Consider the following 18,243-nt stretch of genomic DNA (forward strand, 5'->3'; position numbering starts at 1 on the left):
GCATTGTCTGCTCAGCAAGACGTATATAAATGGGCAAGGGGTAACAGTGAGTGAAAGTTCCAGGAATGCTGGCAGTGGTGGTGCTTCGTCTGGACGGATCGGCATCGGTCTCGAGCTGGACGCCATCCATCTGAAGATCCTCGAGGTGCTGCGCGAGAACGGCAGGATCTCGGTGTCGGCGCTGGCCGAGCGGGTGGGCATCTCCCGGGCCAGCGCCTACACCCGGTTCGAGGCGCTGCGCGCGGACGGGGCGATCAAGCGGTTCACCGCCGAGGTCGACCACGTCAGGACCGGACTCGGCATCACCGCGCTGATCTTCGTGACCGTGCGCCAGCAGATGTGGAAGCAGTTCAGGGCCGAGCTGGCCAGGATGCCCGAGGTCGAGTACTGCGCGATCACCACCGGCCAGCACGACGCGATGATCCTGGTGCGGATGGCGGACGTGGCCGAGGTGCACGCCATGGTGACCGACCGGCTGGCCAACATCCCCGCCGTGAAGGCGACGGAGACCGTGTTCATCCTGGACGAGGTGCTCAAGCGGCCGTACGTGCTGCCGAGCGACCGCCGCCCGGCCCGGCCCGCGCGGCGGGCCGCGCAGGAGGCCCAGGGCGACGTGCCGCTCGGCAAGATGCGCTTCGTCGGCGCCGCGGAGGGCCGCGCCGCCCTGCGCAAGGACGGCTGAGGGGACGGGTGAGCGGGGGCCGGCCTGGGTGAGAGGACGGGTGAGCGGGCGCCGGCCCCGGTGCGGGGGTGGTCAGCGCTGGGCGGCGGCCTCGGTGCACACGCTGACGTGCAGGGTGTCGTCGCCGTCGAGCCGGAACTCCTCCACCAGTCGGAGCCTGCCGTCGGCCTCGGTCTCGATGCGGCTGCTGCTCCGGCCGCCCGCCTTGCCGCCCGCCTTCAGCGCGTGCGCGTACGCGATCGAGACCACGTCGCCGTCCCTGGTGCCGACGAACCGGCCGTGGATGACGGTGTCGCCGGTGTAGCTGCCCCACACCACGCCGTCCGCCTCCCGGTAGCTGAACTCGGTGGGCCGCTCCGGGTCCACCGCGCTCGCCGTCGAGCTCACCATCACGAATCTGCGGTCGTTGAGAAGGTTCACGGGTAGTCATGGTCCCGGTATTTCCCGGCCACGCGAACGCGGCTGGACGAATGGCGCGGCCTGTGGACCTCGCCCGGGCGATCCGTCCAGCCGTCCCGGCGCCGAGCGCCGGCTCGCCGCCCACCCGTCGGTCTCCACGCCCCGAAGCGCCCCGAAGCGGCCCGAAGCCCTGCCTCAGCGGTTCGGCTCTGTTTTACCCGCGTAGTGCCGACACTTCAGATGCGGACTGTGATAGTCAAGTAACGGTCAGTGTTCGCATCCGGCTTTGGAGATCTTCATGATGGCGTACGTGCTCGCGGTCACGGCGGCAGTGGGCGTGGTGGCGCTCGCCGCGTTGCTGTTCAGGCTGGCCGGGAAGGGCAGCGAGGACCACGAACCCGGCGGGCCCTCGGCGGGTCACGCGGGCTCGATGCTGTCGGCCCTGTTCCTGCTGGTCTTCGCCATCGCGATCATCGTGCCGTGGACCACGGCCGACGCCGCCAGGCAGAACACCCATGCCGAGAGCCAGGCGGCGATCGACGCCTACTGGTCGGCCACCGACCTGCCCGACACCGCGCCCGACCTGGTCCGCACGGGGCTGCGCGACTACGTCGCCTTCGTGATCAGGGACGAATGGCCGGTCATGGGCCAGGGCCGGATGGACCCGGTGGGCACCGAGCGGATCGAGGCGCTCCGCACCCGTGTCACCGCGATCGAGGCGACGGAGGACGACGCGAAGAACGCCAAGGCCGAAGTGCTGCAACACCTCGCGGCCCTGGCCTCCGCCCGCGCCCAGCGCACCGCCGACGCCACCACGACCCCGCCCTCGGGGCTGCTGGTCCTGACCATCCTCACCGGCGTCGTGGTCATCGTGTTCCCGTTCCTCGCCGGCGCCAGGCCGCGCGGAGCGGCGATCCTGCCGCTGGTCGCGATGGCCGCCATGCTCGGCTTCGGCACCTACCTGACCTGGGACATCTCCCATGCCTTCGACGGTCCGCTCGCGGTCGAGCCCGACGCCTTCCGCGGCGCGCTCCAGCAGTTCGCCCGGATCTCCGGAGGCGTGTGACCGTGGGCGTCAGGCGCACGCCGCTGCTCCTCGCCGGCACCCTGCTCGTCCTGTGCGCGAGCGGCCCGGCCGCGGCCGACCCCGACGGCCGGCCCCGCTCCTCCGGCCTGCTCGGTGTGACGCTCTGCCTCGATCTGCCCCTGGTCAGCGTCCATCTCGGATCGTGCGACGCGCCGCCGGAGATCGTGCCGCCGGAGATCGTCACCCCGACCCCCTCTCCGGTCCCCTCGCCCACGCGCAAACCGACTCCCCGGCCCACTCCCACGCCACGGCCCACACCCACCGTGGTCCCCACACCGCGCCCGGTGCGGGCCGAGGTCCCGGCGCCGGTGCGCACCACCCGCTCCCCGAAGCCGACTCCCCAGCCCGTCCGCGTCGAGGCGGCGCGCCCGCGGATCGCGCCCGCGGAGCCGCGACCCCAGCGGCGGAACCCGCTGCGCACCGTGCTCATCATGGTCGTGCTGACGACGGTGATCGCCTCCACCACCGCCATCGCGTTCGCCCGCTGACCCGGTCGCCCACCCTCGGGCGAGACGGTGGGAGGCGGGCGGGGAGATGGGTTTCCGGGTCGCGGAGGTCCCAACGGCAATCAGCCCATGTCACCAAAGATGCGGTAATTGCCAGTGAAGACGCATGATCCTCTACTATCAGCTCCGAAAGAGGGCGCCTCCGGCCTGTCACGACCGACGGGGATCCGCCCTGTCGTACGGGCGAAGGAGAAGTGTGGCGGTTGCGTCCCCCGCCGGCCGGCGGTGCGGTCCGCTCCGAGCCCTCACCATGACGGTGATCGCGGTGCTTGTGGTGACGACGACCGCGACGCCCGGCCAGGCGGCGCCCAAGCCCACGGTCAACCAGCTCAGGAAGGAACTCGCGGCCCTCCAGAAAGAGTCGGACAAGCTGATCACCGACTACTACAACGGCCGCATCGCCCGTGAGAAGGCGGAGAAGGCGGAGAAGGCCGCGCGGGAGAAGCTGGCCGCGGCGCAACTGGTCTACGACGACCAGTCCACCGAGCTGAGGGCGATGGCCGTCACCCTCTACACGGGCGGCGTCTCCAACGAGGCCGTGATGATCTCGCGCATCGAGGACCCGAGCCGGGTGCTCACCAGGCTGGCGCTCACCCGCCACCTCGTGGACCTCCAGAACGCCAGGCTGCGCGGATTCGCCCAGGTCAGAGACGGTCACGAACAAGCCAGAGCCGAGGCCGCCGCCAGCGCCGAGGAGCTCGGCAAGCAGGTGAAGGACCTCGACCGGCGCAGGGCGAAGGCCGAGAAACTGATCGAGAAGATCAGGGACAAGATCGACCAGCTGCACAAGGCGCCCGGCGTGCGGCGCTCCGACGGCACCTGGGTCCCGCAGCTCCCAGGCGGGCCCGACCACGTCACACCCCGGATGCGCCTGGTCAAGATGCTCATCCAGGAACGGTTCGCCGTGCCGTACGGGATCGGGTGCTACCGGGTGATCCAGGACGGCGGCGAACACCCGCTGGGGCGGGCGTGCGACTTCATGCTGAGCCGCGGCGGCGCGATGCCGACCGCCGACGAGGTGCGGCGCGGCGACCAGATCGCCGCCTGGGCGATCAAGAACGCGAAGCGGCTCGGCATCATGTACATCATCTACCGGCAGCGGATCTGGCATGTCCGGACCGGTGCCTGGCGCACGATGTCAGACCGGGGCGGCGCCACCGCCAACCACTACGACCACCCGCACATCTCGGTCTACTGACGGCACGGCAGGCCGTGCCGGGTGAACCTCTGCGCCCGGCGGTCCGCCTGCGAGGCCGCCGCGGCGGTGAGCGGCGCGGCCATGCGCGAGGAATGGGACAACCTCAGGGTGGCGAACGTCGCGGGCAGGGACCGTGAGGTGATCCCCGACGGCAGGCTGTGCAGCGGCGGCCTCGACGAGTTCAGGGGCCTCGACCTGGCGCGCGCCGACTGGCCCGCCACCACGCTGACCCCCGGGGCGGTCTTCACCTTCCGATATCGGGGCACCATCCCGCACCAGGGAACCTTCCGGATGCACGTCACCACGAACGAGGCGTGGTTCGGCGAGCACCACTCAGGAGGAACGCGAGCCGAGCGACTAGCGGACCCGGCCCCTCGGCCGCAGCCGGGTGCCCGGCATCACGGGCGCGGGGAGCGGGTCGCCGTCGAACCCGGTGACCGTGCCGAACGCGTCGCCCTCCATCCACTCCTTGCGGAAGGCGGCGATCTCGTCGTGGGTGCGCCCGACGAAGTTCCACCACATCACGATCTCCTCGCCGAACGGCTCGCCGCCGATCAGCAGGACGCGGCCGTTCCCGCGCAGCCGCAGGCTCGCCCCGCCCGGCGGCAGGTAGCGCAGCGGGCCGGGCTCCAGCGGCTCCACCACGCCGTCGAGCAGCAGGACTCCGTGCTCGAACGCGGGATCGAGGGGGAGCTCGGCGTCGCCGGCGACGGTGACCTCGGCGCCCACGAGCGGGCTGTAGGCGGTCGCCGGTGACGTCACCCCGCCCAGCGATCCCATGATCACGGTCGCGGCGAAGCCGGGACCGGTGAGCGCGGGCAGCGACGGATGGTGCTCGAACGCGGGGGCGACCTGCCGGTGCTCGCCGGGCAGCGCCACCCACAGCTGCACCCCGTGCAGGACCGCCTCGCCCGACTCCTCCGAGTGGGAGATGCCGCGCCCGGCGGTCATCAGGTTGAGCTGCCCCGGCCGGATCCGCTGGAGGCTGGCGAGGCTGTCACGGTGCAGCACCTCGCCCGCCACCAGCCAGCTCACGGTCTGCAGCCCGGTGTGCGGGTGCGGCGGCACCCGCATCGCCGTGACCTCGGGCCCGTAGGCGTCGACGAAACACCACGCGCCGATCATGCGGCGGCGCACGCCGGGCAACGTCCGGCTCACCTTCATCGCGCGCGGCCCGCCCAGCGGCACGTCGCGCCCGGCCAGCGACTCGCTCGCGGTCGCCGCGTCGGCATGGCACCGGATCTCGCGGGGGTCCTGCTCCAGGTTGCTCACCCCACGACTGTACGGCGGCGCGGGGGCCGGGGTGTCGGCCCGTGTCTCCCCGCGAGCCGTCCGACCACCGGCGCGTCTCCCGCCGAGCACTCGACCGCCGGGGTGTCAGCCCAGCGTCTCCCACCAGCCGTCGACCGCCGGGGCGGCGTCGGTGTCCACCGCCTCGCCCGGCCGGGGCACCACGATCGAGACGTCGCGGGCCTTGGCCTCCCGCCACAGCCGCTCGACCGGCTCCGCCCACGGGTGCAGGGCGAGCGTGAACGTCGCCCAGTGGACCGGCAGCAGCAGCCTGCCGCCGAGGTCGAGATGGGCGTTGACCGCCTCCTCGGGGTCCATGTGGATGTCCGGCCAGGCGGGACTGTAGGCCCCGATGGGCATCAGGGTGAGGTCGAACGGGCCGTGCGCCGCGCCGATGCCCCGGTAGCCCTCGAAGTAGCCGGAGTCGCCCGCGTAGAACACCCGCCGGGACGGCCCGGCCACCACCCACGACCCCCACAGCGTGTCGTTGCGGGTGAGCGAGCGGCCGGAGAAGTGACGGGCGGCCGTCGCGACGAAGCGCAGCCCCGCCACCTCGGCCTCCTCGTCCCAGTCGAGCTCGATGATCCGGTAGGCAGGGACGCCCCAGCGCTCCAGGTGCGCGCCGATGCCCAGCGGCACCAGGAACGGCGCCTTCTGCTTCGCGGTCAGCGAGCGCACCGTGGCCCGGTCGAGATGGTCGTAGTGGTCGTGTGAGATCGCGATCGCGTCCACCTGTGGCAGTTCGCCGAGCGGCACCGGCAGTGGATGGTGCCGCTTGGGGCCGAGGAGCTGCGAGGGGGAGGGGCGCTTGCTCCACACCGGGTCGAACAGCACCCGCCGCCCCTCGATCTCCACCAGCGTGGACGCGTGGCCGTACCAGATCGCGCGGACACCGGTCCGCGGGGGCTCGCCGGCCGGCGGGACGCGCAGCGGCACGGGACCGGCCGGACGGCGCTGCTCCCGGTTCCTGGCCAGCTCGCGCACCAGGCTGGGCGGCGGCGTGTTCATCACCGTGGTCGGCTCCGCCATGGTGTTGACGAACGTGCCGTCCCTGAACTGCGGCGAGCGGCGCATCCTGGCCGCCCGGTCCGGCCCCGAGGTCAGCGGCCGCACGCCCAGCTCGGCCGGGACGTCGCGAAGGGCCAGCCCCGCCGCCGCGAGGGCTGCCCCACCGAGGAGGATCCGCTGCGCCGTCCGAATTCCTGCCATCACCCACACTCCCCTGAAGTCGGTTTCCCTTGTGCTCAACTGGTCACGTCGTTCCCGGTGTTCCCGATTTCGACGATATATCGCGATAGTTTTTGATCGGACGGTCAATCCGCAGCTCAGCGGTCCCGTCCGGTACGCCGGTCCTTCAGCCGCGAGGGGAACGGCCACGGGTTGGGGCGGCAGCCGCCGAGCGACTTCGACTGCTGCGCCATCACCGGGGCGGGCAGCCCGGGCCCGGGGCAGTCGGCGTGACCGTGGCCGAGGCTGTGCCCCACCTCGTGGCTGATCATGTAGTCGCGGTAGGCGGCCAGGTCGCCGTCGTACTGGGGGACGCCGGTGGCCCAGCGCCGCGCGTTGATGAGCGAACGGGTGCCGTTCCAGCAGGACAGGCCGCCGCCGGTGCGCAGCGGCAGGCACAGCCGGTCCGTCATGGCCGGGCTGGACAGCGCCACGCGGACCCGCACCGGACCGTGGTCGACGCGCTGGAACCGCGCCCAGCCGCGCGGGTCGTTGAGGGTGCGGTGCACCGCGGCCGCGAACGTTTCTCCGTCGAACGGCAGGCCGCCCTCCACCTCGACCAGGTAGCGCACCACGTCCCCCTGCCCCGCCCGCGCCGGAGCGCCGCCGCGCACGACCGTGTAGCTGCCCGAGCCCGCGTACGGCACCTCGTGCGCCTTGGCCTCGGCCGCCGGCGACGGCTTGCCGGCCGGGTGGCGCGGGGGCGTCGGACGCGACGCCGAAGGCAGCCGGGACGGGGTCTCGGACGCCGGCGGCGGGGGCACCGGGGGAGTCTGCGTGCCGCAGCCGGTCGCCAGCAGGATCAGGACCAGCACCACTGACTCACGCAACGCGCCTCCCCGCTCGATCATCGTGGGGAGGTGTCGATCATACGTCCGCCGGGCCGCCCGGGGCGTGCTCGTGCCCGTCTGATCGCGGCCGAGTCAACGGCAGGGTCCCCCTAACGCCCGGCGCTCCAGCCGTACGTCTTGATCAGCTGGGCCGCCACGCGGGCGAAGCGGTCGCCGTCGAGGACCGCGCCCTCACGGCGGATGTCGTCCTCGTCGAGCACGAAGACACGGTCGAGCCGCAGGTGGGACGCCTTGCCGTCGCGGCCCCACGCGCCCAGCTCCAGCCAGTCGGGGCCGTCGCCGCCGCGGCTGGACAGCATCATGGCGACCAGCCTGCGCCCCGTACGGCCGACCACCAGCAGCGGACGGTCCTTGCCGCGCTCCGGGTCCTCCTCGTAGGGCACCCAGGCCCAGACGATCTCACCGGGGTCGGCGAGGCCGTCGAGGTCGGGGGAGTAGGACAGCCTGGTGGCCGCGTCGTGCGAATGGATCTCGCGCACCGCGCCTGTGGCCGGCCTGGGGTCCTCACCTGAATCACGCACGCAGGGATCTTACGCGGACCCGCGCCGGACTGGGAACCGTCCCCCGTGACCGCCTGCTCCGCGCGGCGGTGATCGGGACGTCAACGGTCTTGGGCGGCTCTTCCGGGGAAGAGCAACTAGAATCTGATTCTGTGACGTCAGCGTTCTTCACGCGTAAGCAGGGCGAGTTCGTGCCCGAGCCACACGCCCGCAGCCCCTGGTCCCCCGACATGCTCCACGGCCGCCTGCTCGGCGGGCTCGCCGCCCGGGCCATCGAGCAGGAGCACGGCGCTCCCGGCCTGAGCTTCGCCAGGCTCACCGTCGACCTGTTCCGCAACAGCCCGCTGCTGCCGGTGACCGTGGAGACGGAGCTGGTCAGGGACGGCCGCAGGATCAGGGTGGCCGACGCCGTGATCCGCACCGACCAGGGAGTGATCGGCCGCGCCAGCGCCGTGCTGCTCAGGAAGGGCGAGCAGCCCGATGGCCAGAGGCGCGCCACCCCGGCCTGGGACGAGCGCCCGCCCGAGGCGCCGCCGGTGACGCTCGGCGGGTGGACGCCGCCGTTCGACCTGTGGTGGCTGAGCGACTGGACGGAGCAGGGCCCGAACCGCGTCTGGCTGCGCGAGAGCCATCCGCTGGTGGACGACGAGCCGACCTCGCCGTTCACCCAGGTGGCGCTGGCGGCCGACTTCGCCAGCCCGCTGAGCAACGGCGGCGCCGACGGCGTCCAGTTCATCAACGCCGACTACACGCTCACCCTGGGCCGTCTGCCCGAGGGTGAGCTGATCGGCGTCGAGGCGACCGGCCACCTCAGCGCCGGCGGCGTCGCCACCGGGCAGTGCACGTTCCACGACGCCGTGGGACCGGTCGGCTTCTGCCTGGTCACCGCCGTCGCCAACACCATGGCGCCTCGGCAGCCGTGACGTCACGCCCGACGTCGTGACGTGTGGTGTCGTGACGCCCGACGTTGTGACGCCCGACGTCGTGACGTGTGGTGTCGTGACGTGTGGTGTCGTGACGTGTGGTGTCGTGACGTGTGGTGTCGTGACGTGTGGTGTCGTGACGTGTGGTGTCGTGACGTGTGGTGTCGTGACGTGTGGTGTCGTGACGCCGTGACGGGCGCCGTGACGGGTGACGTCGTGACGCTTGGCGCGTGGCGGCGGGTGGTCAGGCCGGGTGTTCGGCGCGGTCGCCCGACCAGTCGGTGTGGAAGGCGCCCTCGCGGTCGACCCGGTGATAGGTGTGCGCGCCGAAGTAGTCGCGCAACCCCTGCACCAGCGCGGCGGGCAGGCGGTCGCGCCGCAGCCCGTCGTAGTAGGCCAGCGCGGAGGAGAAGCCCGGCGTGGGCACGCCGATCTGCACGGCGGTCGTGACCACCCGGCGCCACGAGTCCTGGGCGACGTTCAGCGCCGCCGCGAACGTCGGGTCGGCCAGCAGGGTCGGCAGCTCCGGGTCGGCGTCGTACGCGGCGCGGATCCGGTCGAGGAACTTGGCCCTGATGATGCAGCCGCCCCGCCAGATGGTGGCCATCGCGCCCAGGTCGATGTCCCAGGCGTACTCCTTGGAGGCGGCGGCCATCTGGTCGAAGCCCTGCGCGTAGGCGACGATCTTGGAGGCGTACAGGGCCTGCCTGACGTCCTCGACCAGCTCGCGCCCGCCCACCCCGGACAGCTCGGGGCCCTCCAGCCCGGCGGCGGCCCGGCGCTGCTCCGGATGGCCGGACAGGGCGCGGGCGAAGACCGCCTCGGCGATGCCCGTCACCGGCACCCCCAGGTCGAGCGCGCTCTGCACGGTCCAGCGGCCGGTGCCCTTCTGCTCGGCCTGGTCCACCACGATGTCGACGAACGGCTTGCCGGTGGCCGCGTCGACCTGGTCGAGCACCTCGGCGGTGATCTCGATCAGGTAGGAGCCGAGCTCGCCCTGGTTCCACTCGCGGAAGACGCCGGCCAGCTCGGCGGGGGTGGCGCCGAGCGCCTGGCGCAGCAGGTCGTAGGACTCGGCGATGAGCTGCATGTCGGCGTACTCGATGCCGTTGTGAACCATCTTCACGAAGTGCCCGGCGCCGTCGGGGCCGACGTGGACCGCGCACGGCACGCCGTCGACCTTGGCCGCGATGTCCTGCAGGATCGGGCCCAGCACCTCCCACGACTCCGTGGAACCGCCTGGCATGATGCTCGGCCCGAGGAGCGCGCCCTCCTCGCCGCCGGAGATGCCGGTGCCGACGAAGTGGATGCCGAGCTCCCGCAGGGCCGCCTCGCGCCGCCGGGTGTCCGTGAAGCGCGCGTTGCCGCCGTCGACGATCATGTCGCCCGGCTCCATCAGCGTCGCGAGCTGGTCGATCACCGCGTCCGTGCCGGCGCCTGCCTTGACCATGATGATCGCGCGCCGCGGCCGCTTCAGCGACGCCACGAAGCCCGCCATCTCCTCCGACGGCACGAACGTTCCCTCGCCGCCGAACTCCTTCACCAGCTCGTGGGTGCGGCTCGCCGTCCGGTTGTGCACGGCCACCGCGTAACCGTGTCTCGCCAGGTTGCGCGCCAGGTTGCGTCCCATGGTCGCCAGACCGGTGACGCCGATGTCTGCCAAATCCATCTCAGCTCCTCTGTCGTGGATACGCACGATCAAGCCTCGGAGGTTCGCCCGAATATTCCGCGACATCAGCCGCGCCGTGTCCCGCGCCGTGTCCCGCGCCGTCTGCCGCGACATCAGCCGCGCCGTGTCCCGCGCCGTGTCCCGCGCCGTCTGCCGCGACATCAGCCGCGCCGTACGTCGCGCCGTCTGCCGCGCCGTACGTCGCGGCCGTACGTGGCGGGTGGTCGGTCGCGGCGTCAGTCGCTCTGGCGCACGCCCAGCTCGTCGAGCCGGTCCAGCATGTCGGCCGGGTCGGCGTACACCCGGAAGGCGCCGGCCCGTTCGAGCTCGTCCCTGCCGTAACCGCCGGACAGCAGCCCGATCCCCAGCGAGCCCGCGCGGCGGGCCGCGAGCAGGTCCCAGACGCTGTCGCCCACCACCATGGCATGCCGCGGGTCAACGTCGAGCAATGCCGCACCGGCCAGGAACAGGTCGGGATCCGGCTTCGCCCGGCGCACCCGGTCACGGGTGACCATCGGGGTGTCCTCCGGCAGGCCCAGCATGCCCAGGGCGGGCCTGGCCGTGCGGGCGTAGCCGCTGGTCGCGATCGCCCAGGGCACGCCGCGCGCGCTCAGCTCGGCCAGCAGCTCGGGAGCGCCGGGCAGCGGCCGGACGGAGCCGACCTGCTCGGTGTAGGCGTCGGCGTGCGTGGTCTGCAGCTCGTCGATCTGCTCCCGGGTCAGCTTCAGCCCGGTCTCCCGCAGCAGCGCGCTGACGAACAGCCCGCCGCTCATCCCGATGCGCCGGTGGATCCGCCAGACCGACAGGTCGATCCCCATCCCGGACAGCGCCTGCCGCCAGGCGATCACGTGCTGGTAGACGCTGTCGATCAGGGTGCCGTCCAGATCGAAGAGGAACGCCGGGGCGGGTGCGTGCGGGAAGTCCATGACCCCATGACACCATGGCCGGATGCGGATCATCATCGCGGGCGGGCACGGCCAGGTGCCCCGCGACGTTCCGGGGCGACGGTGATCTGCCGGTAGGTCACCTGGGCGGAAAGGACCCGACGTGGGTGAGAACGAGATGCGGGATGACGCGTCCGAGCGTTTGTCAGACGCGCTCACGAAAGTCGTAGCCGATCTGAGTGAGCGCATCCGGAGTAAACACGAATTCAGCATCATCCGGGCACCGGACAGTGGATATCTGTACGTCGGTCTGAAGGACGGCAGGTACTGGAGCGGCGGCTCCATGCTGTACGAGTCAACCGATTTCGACGCCATCGGGTCGGTCGCGGAATGTTTGCAGGACTGCGTGATGGAGGTCCTGTGGATCGTATGGCCGGAATGCCCTTCCCATGGATTCGGGCTTCACGTCAGGCAACGATCCGGCGAAGCGGTGTGGTCGTGCGAAGGCGCGGCATCACATGTTGTCGCGGCCGTCGGAGCGCTGAACTCCAAGAAGGCAGGATGAAGAGGATCGCCGGGGTCCTGGCGGCGGGGTGGCAGCCGCCTGAACCTCAAGGTCCGACGCCGCGTCGTCGCTGATTCTTTGCGCTTCGCCGCCTGAGCGTTGGCTATGTTCTGTGACGTACCGGCAAGGGGTCCTCTAATGCCTGAAGGGGGACAGCAATGTCGGATATGTCATTTTTTGGCGGCGATCCGTTCAGCCGGTTCGAGGAGCTCACGGGCCGCATCTTCGGTGACTCCTGGCCCCCCGCACGGCCGAGCGTGCAGCGGGTGGACATCGGCAAGCTGCTGAGCGACTCGGCGCGGCAGGTGCTGACCGGCGCGATGGAGCACGCGGGCGAGCGCGGCGCCACCGACCTGGACTCCCTCGACCTCCTTCAGGCGCTCACCGAGACGGAGCAGACCCGCGCCCTGCTCCAGGCCGCGGGCGTGGACATCGGCAGGCTGCGCGACCGCGTCGCCGCCGTCGCGAGCGAAGGCACGGGCACCGTCGCGCCGCCGTCGACGCTCTCCCCGGCCGCCAAGCGGACGATCCTGGACGCCCAGCGCATCTCCCGCGCCCTCGGCTCCTCCTACATCGGCCCCGAGCACCTGCTGCTCGCCCTGGCCGCCAACACCGACTCCATCGCGGGCGCGCTCCTGCGGGAGCAGGGCGGCACGATGAACACCCTGCAGAACGCGATCAGCACCGGCGCCGGCAAGGAGCGCCGTCAGGCCGGCGCGGGAGACACCCCCTCACTGGACGAGTACGGCCGGGACCTGACCGAGGAGGCCAGGCAGGGGCGGCTCGACCCGGTCGTCGGGCGTGAGGACGAGATCGAGCAGGCCATCGAGGTGCTGTCGCGGCGTACCAAGAACAACCCCGTGCTCATCGGCGAGCCGGGCGTCGGCAAGACCGCGATCGTCGAGGGCATCGCGCAGCGCATCGTCAACGGCAGCGTGCCCGACACGCTCAAGGACCGCCGCGTCATCGGGCTCGACCTGACCGGCATGGTGGCCGGGACGAAGTACCGGGGCGAGTTCGAGGAGCGCATCAAGAAGGTCATCGACGAGGTGCGCGCCCACGCCGACGAGACGATCGTGTTCATCGACGAGGCCCACACGCTGATCGGCGCCGGCTCGGCCGAGGGCGGCATGGACGCCGCGAACATCCTCAAGCCCGCTCTGGCGCGCGGCGAGCTGCATGTCATCGCCGCCACCACGATCGACGAGTACCGCAAGCACATCGAGAAGGACGCCGCGCTCGAACGCCGCCTGCAGCCGATCCTCGTCTCCGAGCCCACCGTCGAGGAGACGATCGAGATCCTGCGCGGCCTCCGCGACGCCTACGAGGCCCACCACCAGGTGCGCATCTCCGACGAAGCGCTGCGCGCCGCCGCCATCCTGTCCGACCGCTACATCGCCGACCGCTACCTGCCCGACAAGGCCATCGACCTGATGGACCAGTCCGCGGCCCGGGTACGGCTCCGCTCCCGCACCCCCGCGGCCGACGTCCGCGACCTCGAGGAGCGGTTCGACGCCCTGCGCCGCGACAAGGACCAGGCCGTCGCCGCCGATGACTTCGACCGGGCCAAGGACCTGACCGTCCAGCTGGACAAGATCCGCCCGGAGCTGCAGCGGGCCCAGCAGGTCCGCGACGAGGTGCCGGAGGTGGGGGTGGAGGACGTGGCCGAGGTCGTCTCCCGGCGCACCGGCATCCCGATCACGCAGCTGACCGAGCAGGAGCGCGACCGCCTGATGCGCCTGGAGGAGCACCTGCACCAGCGGGTGATCGGCCAGGAGGAGGCGGTCACGGCGATCGCCGAGGCCGTCCGCCGCAGCCGCGCCGGCCTGTCGGACCCGAACCGCCCGATCGGCAGCTTCCTGTTCCTCGGCCCGACCGGAGTGGGCAAGACCGAGCTGGCCCGCGCCCTGGCGGCGGCGCTCTTCGGCGGCGAGGACCACATGGTCCGCGCCGACATGAGCGAGTTCCAGGAGCGGCACACCGTCTCGCGGCTGATCGGAGCCCCTCCCGGCTACGTCGGCTACGAGGAGGCCGGCCAGCTGACCGAGGCGGTCCGCCGGCGCCCGCACTGCGTGGTGCTGCTCGACGAGATCGAGAAGGCCCACCCCGACGTGATGAACATCCTGTTGCAGATGCTCGACGACGGCCGGCTGACCGACGGCCAGGGCCGCACGGTCGACTTCACGCACACGATCGTCATCATGACCAGCAACATCGGCGCCCAGATGATCCTGGAGTCGGAGACGCCGATGGAAGACCAGCTCATGGACCTGCTCCGGCATTCGCTCCGGCCCGAGCTGCTCAACCGCATCGACGAGACGATCATCTTCAAGCGGCTGGAGCCCGAGCAGCTGCGGCAGATCGTCGAGCTGATGCTGGAGCGCACCCGGCAGCGGCTGCGCGGCCAGGACGTGGCCCTGGAGGTCACCGACGCCGCCAAGGACTGGCTGGCCGCGCGCGGCTACCAGCCGGAGTTCGGCGCCCGGCCGTTGCGCCGGACGGTGCAGCGGGAGCTGGACAACCGGCTGTCCACGTTGCTGCTCACGGGTGAGGTCAGGGAAGGCGGGCGGGTGACGGTGGACGTCGAGGACGACCAGCTCACCCTGCGCGCCCACAACCCCGAACCGGTCGGCGCCTGACCCTCGGCCCGGCTCACGAGTGCTGGGACAGGTCTGCCCGGACCGCGGCGATCAGCCGCGCCGGTAAGCAAGATCAAGCCGTTGCGCTGGGGGCTGCAGGACTTCTGACTCGCTCGTCAGCGCCACCGCTCTTTGCCGATCTGAAGCTGCCGGCGTGTCGTTCCGGGTCACCCTTCGGGGGCGGCCAGGCGGCGGCACTCGTCCAGCGTGTGGCGGGCCAGCGCGTCGCGTACGGCGGGCACGCAGACCGCGGCCATCGACAGGCTCGTCACCCCCAGCCCCACCAGGATCGGCGCCAGGAGCGGATCGCCCGCGGCCTCGCCGCACACCCCCACCGGCTTGCCCGCCGCGTGACCCGCCTCGGCGCACATCGCGACGAGCTTGAGGAGGGCGGGTTGGCGGGGGTCCAGGAGGTCGGCGAGACCGGGGTGCTGGCGGTCGGCGGCGAACGTGTACTGGCTGAGGTCGTTGGTGCCGATGCTGAGGAAGTCGACCTCGGCCAGCAGCTCCCGCGCCTGCAGGGCGGCGGCCGGGACCTCGACCATGACCCCGACGCGGGTGATGCCCCGGGAGCGGGCCCGGCCCGCGAAACCGGCGGCCTCGGCGGCGGTGGCGACCATGGGGGCCATGACCCACGGAGTGGCGCCCGTGGCGCGGGCCGCCTCGGCGATCGCGTCCAGCTGGGTGTCCAGCACGTCCGGCAGCACGCGGTCCACGCGCAGGCCGCGGACGCCCAGGGCGGGGTTGGGCTCCGGCGGCAGGCCCAGGAACGGCAGCGGCTTGTCGGTGCCCGCGTCCAGGGTCCGCACCACCACGTGCCCGGTCCCGGCGAACACCTCGATGTAGGCGGCCACCTGCTCCTCGAACGCCGGAGCCTGCCTGCGGTCCAGGAACAGGAACTCGGTGCGGAACAACCCCACCCCTTCGGCGCCGGGCCGCAGGTCGGCGGCCGAGCCGATGTTGAGCAGGAGCTTCACCGGATGGCCGTCGGCCGTCCGGCCGGGACCCTTGCCCGCCGCCAGCCGGGCGCGCTCCCGGCGGTCGTCGCCCACGACCTCCGCCGCCGCCTCCGGGGTGAGGCCGAGGGCGATCTCACCGGTCCGGCCGTCGACCGAGACGATCGTGCCGTCCGGCACGTCCAGGATGCCGGGGCAGGCGACGACCGCGGGCAGGCCGCGGCCCCGGGCCAGGATCGCGGTGTGGCTGGTGGGCCCGCCCAGCGAGGTCACCAGGGCCAGCACCTCCCCGCCCAGGCCGGCCGTGTCGGCGGGGGACAGGTCTTCGGCCACCAGCACGTACGGATGGCCGGGGGCGGGGATGCCGGGCATCGGCAGGCCGAGCGCGGCGGCCACCGCCCGGTGCCTGAGGTCGTCGAGGTCGGCGGCCCGCTCCGCCAGATAGCCGCCGAGCGCGGCGAGGGTCTCGCGGTGGTGGGCGAACGCCGCGTCCAGGGCGTGCGGGGCGTCGTGCCCGCCGTGGGCGTGCCGCTCCGCCTCCTCCCGCAGCATCGGGTCGTCGGCCATCATGGCGAGGGCGTCGAGGATCTCGGCCGCGGTGGCGTCCGCGGTCTCCCGGGCGCGCCGCCGCAGGTCGGCCACCACCGTCTCCAGGGCCTTGGCGATCGTCGCCACCTCCGCCGCCGGGTCGGCGACGGGACGTGGCGAGGGCAGCGCCGGCGGCCCGGCCATGCGGATCAGCGGCCCGGCCGACCGGCCCGGACTGACGCCCAGTCCGACCAGGCCGCCCGGACCGGGCGCGCCGGGACCCGGGGCTGATCCGCGCGGGTTCGGGTGGCCGTCCTCAGGCATCGAGGGCCTCCTCGGCGTCCAGGTCGCGGGAGAGCAGGGCGGCCAGCGCGTCCAGCGCCTCGTCGGCGCCCGGCGCGTCGGACTCCAGGGTCACCTCGGTGCCCTGGACCGCGCCCAGCGACAGCACTCCCAGCATGCTGTTGGCCGGGACGGTCCGCTCGCCGGCCCGGACCCGCACCGGCACCCCCAGCCGCACCGCCTCCTGCACGAACAGCTTGGCCGGCCGGGCGTGCAGGCCGCTGGCCGAGGCCACGGTGACCGTTCGTCGTGCCATCGCCAACCCTCCTCAGGGCTCGATCGTGACCTTGATGGCCGCGCCCCTGCTGACGAGGTCGATCCCGTCGAGCACCTGGGGGAGCGGCAGCCGGTGGGTGATGAGGTCGGCCACCGGCACCAGGCCGCCGGCGATGAGCCGCAGGGCCTCGGCGTTGTGCGCGGGGCTGGAGCCGTTGGCGCCGACGATGGTCAGCTCGCGGTAGTGGACCAGGTTGGAGTCCAGCCGGATGTAGGGGTCGTCCTTCGGCAGGCCGCCGAAGAAGCTGATCCGCCCCTGCCGGGCCGCCATCCGCACGGCCTGCTCCTGGGCCGCGCCCGCCGCCGCCGCGGTGATGACCACGTCGGCCCCCCGGCCGCCGGTCAGCTTGAGCACCTGCTCCACCGGGTCGGAGTCGATCACGGCGTCGGGGGACACCAGGGCGGCGGCCATCGCGAGCCGTTCGGCGTTGACGTCCACCAGGAAGACGCGGGCCGCGCCGCGCGCCCGGGCCAGGCGCACGTGCAGGCAGCCGATCGGGCCCGCGCCCATGACGACCACGTCGTCGCCGTCGCCCACGCGCGCCAGCGACTGGCCGTTGAGGACGCACGCCAGCGGCTCGGCCACCGACGCCTCGGCGAAGCCGACCCCGGCGGGAATCGCGTTGACGCCGTTCACGGCCAGCACCTTGGCGGGGACGATCATGTATTCGGCGAAGCCGCCGTCGTAGTGGTAGCCCATCGACTCCTGGTTCGGGCAGACGGTGAGGCGGCCGCGGCGGCACTCCTCACAGGTGCCGCACGGGATCGCGGCGATCACCTGCACCCGCTCGCCGGTGCCCGCCACCTCGCCGGCGATCTCGTGGCCCATGACCCTCGGCGGGCGGATGTGGTGGTGGCCGAACCTGAAGATCTTGGCGTCGGTGCCGCACGTCGAGCAGTTGCGCACCCGGATCTTCAGCTCGCCCGGCCCGGCGACGGGCTCCGGCGCGTCCTCCACGCGGATGTCGCCGGGGGCGTGGAATCTGGCTACCTTCACATCAGCTCCTTTACCACCTGGTGGACCTCCGTCGCCTCGCGCAGGCCCCTGGCGCGTTCGGGGTCGAGCAGGATGTCGGCGAGCGCGGCCAGCAGCGGCACGTGCCCGTCGCCCTTGGCGGCGATGCCGACGCACAGCGTCACCCGCTCGCCCTCCCAGTCGACGCCGTCGGGGAAGCGCACGACGCAGATCGCGTCGTGCCGGACGACCTCCTTGGCGGCCGCCGTGCCGTGGGGGATGGCGACGCCCTCGCCGACGTACGTGGAGAGGGTCCGCTCCCGCTGGAGCATGGCCTCGATGTACGGCTCGGTCACCGCGCCGACGTCGACCAGGGCGCGTCCGCAGCGGCGGATCGCCTCCTCGCGGTCGGCCGCGCTCTCGTGCAGCAGCACGGCCCGCAGGTCGAGCAGGTCGTCACGCATCGACCGTGCCGCCGTTCCTGATCGCGGCGATCAGCTTCGTCACGGCCGGGTCGCCGAGGAAGATCTGGAACGAGACCAGCACCTTCCCGGGAGCGGACGCCCGGGCCCGGTCGGCGAGCCCGGCGTGGCACAGCACCACGTCGGCGTCGTCGGGGATGGAGTTGACCGGCGTGTGCTCCACGACGACGCCGCTCGCCTTGAGCTGCTTGCGCAGCTGGCTGGCCAGCATCACGCTGCTGCCCATGCCGGCGTCGCACGCCACGATGATCTTGCGGATGTCCTTGCCGTCGATGCCGGCCATG

Annotated in this window: 19 protein-coding genes and 1 pseudogene; 8 read left to right on the forward strand and 12 right to left on the reverse strand. The window is 72.3% G+C overall.

Annotation, left to right across the window (positions count from 1 at the left end):
* Positions 1-46: 46 nt before the first annotated feature.
* The gene (locus tag AB0C16_RS04805; protein WP_357678912.1) at positions 47-682 is read left to right on the forward strand and encodes an Lrp/AsnC family transcriptional regulator; all 636 of its coding nucleotides are present in this window, start codon (positions 47-49) and stop codon (positions 680-682) included.
* 72 nt (positions 683-754) lie between these two features.
* Here the strand turns inward: AB0C16_RS04805 and AB0C16_RS04810 are convergent, their stop codons facing one another.
* Complete coding sequence (locus tag AB0C16_RS04810; protein ID WP_357678914.1) at positions 755-1,102, reverse strand: hypothetical protein; 348 nt, start codon at positions 1,100-1,102, stop codon at positions 755-757.
* 265 nt (positions 1,103-1,367) lie between these two features.
* Between AB0C16_RS04810 and AB0C16_RS04815 the strand changes: the two genes are divergently transcribed.
* The 4 genes and pseudogenes from AB0C16_RS04815 to AB0C16_RS04830 all read left to right on the forward strand — a co-directional run.
* Positions 1,368-2,147: a hypothetical protein gene (locus AB0C16_RS04815; protein ID WP_357678916.1), complete on the forward strand. Its 780-nt coding sequence runs from the start codon at positions 1,368-1,370 to the stop codon at positions 2,145-2,147.
* A 2-nt stretch (positions 2,148-2,149) separates the two neighbouring features.
* Entirely contained in the window at positions 2,150-2,656 is a 507-nt protein-coding gene (locus tag AB0C16_RS04820; RefSeq protein ID WP_357678918.1) for a hypothetical protein, read from the forward strand.
* Between the two features lie 214 nt (positions 2,657-2,870).
* Positions 2,871-3,872 carry a hypothetical protein gene (locus AB0C16_RS04825; RefSeq protein ID WP_357678920.1) on the forward strand — a complete coding sequence of 334 codons (1,002 nt, stop codon included), beginning with the start codon at positions 2,871-2,873 and terminating at the stop codon, positions 3,870-3,872.
* Between the two features lie 81 nt (positions 3,873-3,953).
* A pseudogene (locus AB0C16_RS04830) lies at positions 3,954-4,124 on the forward strand (lytic polysaccharide monooxygenase); the annotation flags it as partial.
* Positions 4,125-4,229: 105 nt separating this feature from the next.
* On the opposite strand, the gene AB0C16_RS04835 reads toward AB0C16_RS04830, so the two are convergent.
* The 4 genes from AB0C16_RS04835 to AB0C16_RS04850 form a co-directional block, all read right to left on the reverse strand.
* Positions 4,230-5,144, reverse strand: a complete 915-nt coding sequence (locus tag AB0C16_RS04835; protein ID WP_357678922.1) for a pirin family protein — start codon at positions 5,142-5,144, stop codon at positions 4,230-4,232.
* A gap of 105 nt (positions 5,145-5,249) precedes the next feature.
* Positions 5,250-6,371, reverse strand: a complete 1,122-nt coding sequence (locus AB0C16_RS04840; protein WP_357678924.1) for an MBL fold metallo-hydrolase — start codon at positions 6,369-6,371, stop codon at positions 5,250-5,252.
* Between the two features lie 116 nt (positions 6,372-6,487).
* A complete protein-coding gene (locus tag AB0C16_RS04845; RefSeq protein WP_357678926.1) occupies positions 6,488-7,219 on the reverse strand; it encodes a DUF3152 domain-containing protein in 732 nt (243 codons plus the stop codon).
* A gap of 110 nt (positions 7,220-7,329) precedes the next feature.
* A complete protein-coding gene (locus AB0C16_RS04850) occupies positions 7,330-7,761 on the reverse strand; it encodes a type II toxin-antitoxin system PemK/MazF family toxin (protein WP_357678928.1) in 432 nt (143 codons plus the stop codon).
* Between the two features lie 131 nt (positions 7,762-7,892).
* Here AB0C16_RS04850 and AB0C16_RS04855 point away from each other — a divergent pair, with 131 nt between their 5' ends.
* On the forward strand, positions 7,893-8,663 hold the full coding sequence (locus AB0C16_RS04855) for an acyl-CoA thioesterase domain-containing protein (protein ID WP_357678930.1): 771 nt from the start codon (positions 7,893-7,895) through the stop codon (positions 8,661-8,663).
* A 244-nt stretch (positions 8,664-8,907) separates the two neighbouring features.
* On the opposite strand, the gene gndA is transcribed toward AB0C16_RS04855, so the two are convergent.
* The gene (gndA, locus tag AB0C16_RS04860; protein WP_357678931.1) at positions 8,908-10,332 is read right to left on the reverse strand and encodes an NADP-dependent phosphogluconate dehydrogenase; all 1,425 of its coding nucleotides are present in this window, start codon (positions 10,330-10,332) and stop codon (positions 8,908-8,910) included.
* Positions 10,333-10,568: 236 nt separating this feature from the next.
* Positions 10,569-11,258 carry an HAD family hydrolase gene (locus AB0C16_RS04865; protein WP_357678933.1) on the reverse strand — a complete coding sequence of 230 codons (690 nt, stop codon included), beginning with the start codon at positions 11,256-11,258 and terminating at the stop codon, positions 10,569-10,571.
* 121 nt (positions 11,259-11,379) lie between these two features.
* Between AB0C16_RS04865 and AB0C16_RS04870 the strand changes: the two genes are divergently transcribed.
* Together AB0C16_RS04870 and AB0C16_RS04875 are read left to right on the forward strand one after the other, a co-directional pair.
* The gene (locus AB0C16_RS04870) at positions 11,380-11,781 is read left to right on the forward strand and encodes a hypothetical protein (RefSeq protein ID WP_357678935.1); all 402 of its coding nucleotides are present in this window, start codon (positions 11,380-11,382) and stop codon (positions 11,779-11,781) included.
* A 158-nt stretch (positions 11,782-11,939) separates the two neighbouring features.
* Positions 11,940-14,420, forward strand: a complete 2,481-nt coding sequence (locus AB0C16_RS04875; protein WP_357678937.1) for an ATP-dependent Clp protease ATP-binding subunit — start codon at positions 11,940-11,942, stop codon at positions 14,418-14,420.
* Between the two features lie 167 nt (positions 14,421-14,587).
* Here the strand turns inward: AB0C16_RS04875 and AB0C16_RS04880 are convergent, their stop codons facing one another.
* From AB0C16_RS04880 to AB0C16_RS04900, 5 genes are read right to left on the reverse strand one after another with little or no spacing between them, the layout of a single operon-like run.
* On the reverse strand, positions 14,588-16,228 hold the full coding sequence (locus AB0C16_RS04880; RefSeq protein ID WP_357678939.1) for a putative PEP-binding protein: 1,641 nt from the start codon (positions 16,226-16,228) through the stop codon (positions 14,588-14,590).
* Positions 16,221-16,502 carry an HPr family phosphocarrier protein gene (locus AB0C16_RS04885; protein WP_357678941.1) on the reverse strand — a complete coding sequence of 94 codons (282 nt, stop codon included), beginning with the start codon at positions 16,500-16,502 and terminating at the stop codon, positions 16,221-16,223. Before AB0C16_RS04885 ends, AB0C16_RS04880 begins: the two co-directional genes overlap by 8 nt.
* A gap of 12 nt (positions 16,503-16,514) precedes the next feature.
* Complete coding sequence (locus AB0C16_RS04890; protein ID WP_357678943.1) at positions 16,515-17,519, reverse strand: zinc-dependent dehydrogenase; 1,005 nt, start codon at positions 17,517-17,519, stop codon at positions 16,515-16,517.
* Complete coding sequence (locus AB0C16_RS04895; RefSeq protein ID WP_357678944.1) at positions 17,516-17,941, reverse strand: PTS sugar transporter subunit IIA; 426 nt, start codon at positions 17,939-17,941, stop codon at positions 17,516-17,518. The genes AB0C16_RS04890 and AB0C16_RS04895 overlap by 4 nt, the downstream gene beginning before the upstream one ends.
* A complete protein-coding gene (locus AB0C16_RS04900) occupies positions 17,934-18,242 on the reverse strand; it encodes a PTS lactose transporter subunit IIB (RefSeq protein WP_357678946.1) in 309 nt (102 codons plus the stop codon). Before AB0C16_RS04900 ends, AB0C16_RS04895 begins: the two co-directional genes overlap by 8 nt.
* Between the last annotated feature and the right edge of the window lies 1 nt (position 18,243).

This window comes from Nonomuraea sp. NPDC048916 (assembly GCF_040649575.1).
Classification (GTDB): domain Bacteria; phylum Actinomycetota; class Actinomycetes; order Streptosporangiales; family Streptosporangiaceae; genus Nonomuraea.

Excerpts from the sequence above, each read along its gene's own strand:
- AB0C16_RS04875 (WP_357678937.1), top strand. The coding sequence starts at position 11,940 with ATGTCGGATATGTCATTTTTTGGCGGCGATCCGTTCAGCCGGTTCGAG.
- AB0C16_RS04900 (WP_357678946.1), bottom strand. The coding sequence starts at position 18,242 with ATGGCCGGCATCGACGGCAAGGACATCCGCAAGATCATCGTGGCGTGC.
- gndA (WP_357678931.1), bottom strand. The coding sequence starts at position 10,332 with ATGGATTTGGCAGACATCGGCGTCACCGGTCTGGCGACCATGGGACGC.
- AB0C16_RS04865 (WP_357678933.1), bottom strand. The coding sequence starts at position 11,258 with ATGGACTTCCCGCACGCACCCGCCCCGGCGTTCCTCTTCGATCTGGAC.
- AB0C16_RS04885 (WP_357678941.1), bottom strand. The coding sequence starts at position 16,502 with ATGGCACGACGAACGGTCACCGTGGCCTCGGCCAGCGGCCTGCACGCC.
- AB0C16_RS04895 (WP_357678944.1), bottom strand. The coding sequence starts at position 17,941 with ATGCGTGACGACCTGCTCGACCTGCGGGCCGTGCTGCTGCACGAGAGC.
- AB0C16_RS04840 (WP_357678924.1), bottom strand. The coding sequence starts at position 6,371 with ATGGCAGGAATTCGGACGGCGCAGCGGATCCTCCTCGGTGGGGCAGCC.
- AB0C16_RS04880 (WP_357678939.1), bottom strand. The coding sequence starts at position 16,228 with ATGCCTGAGGACGGCCACCCGAACCCGCGCGGATCAGCCCCGGGTCCC.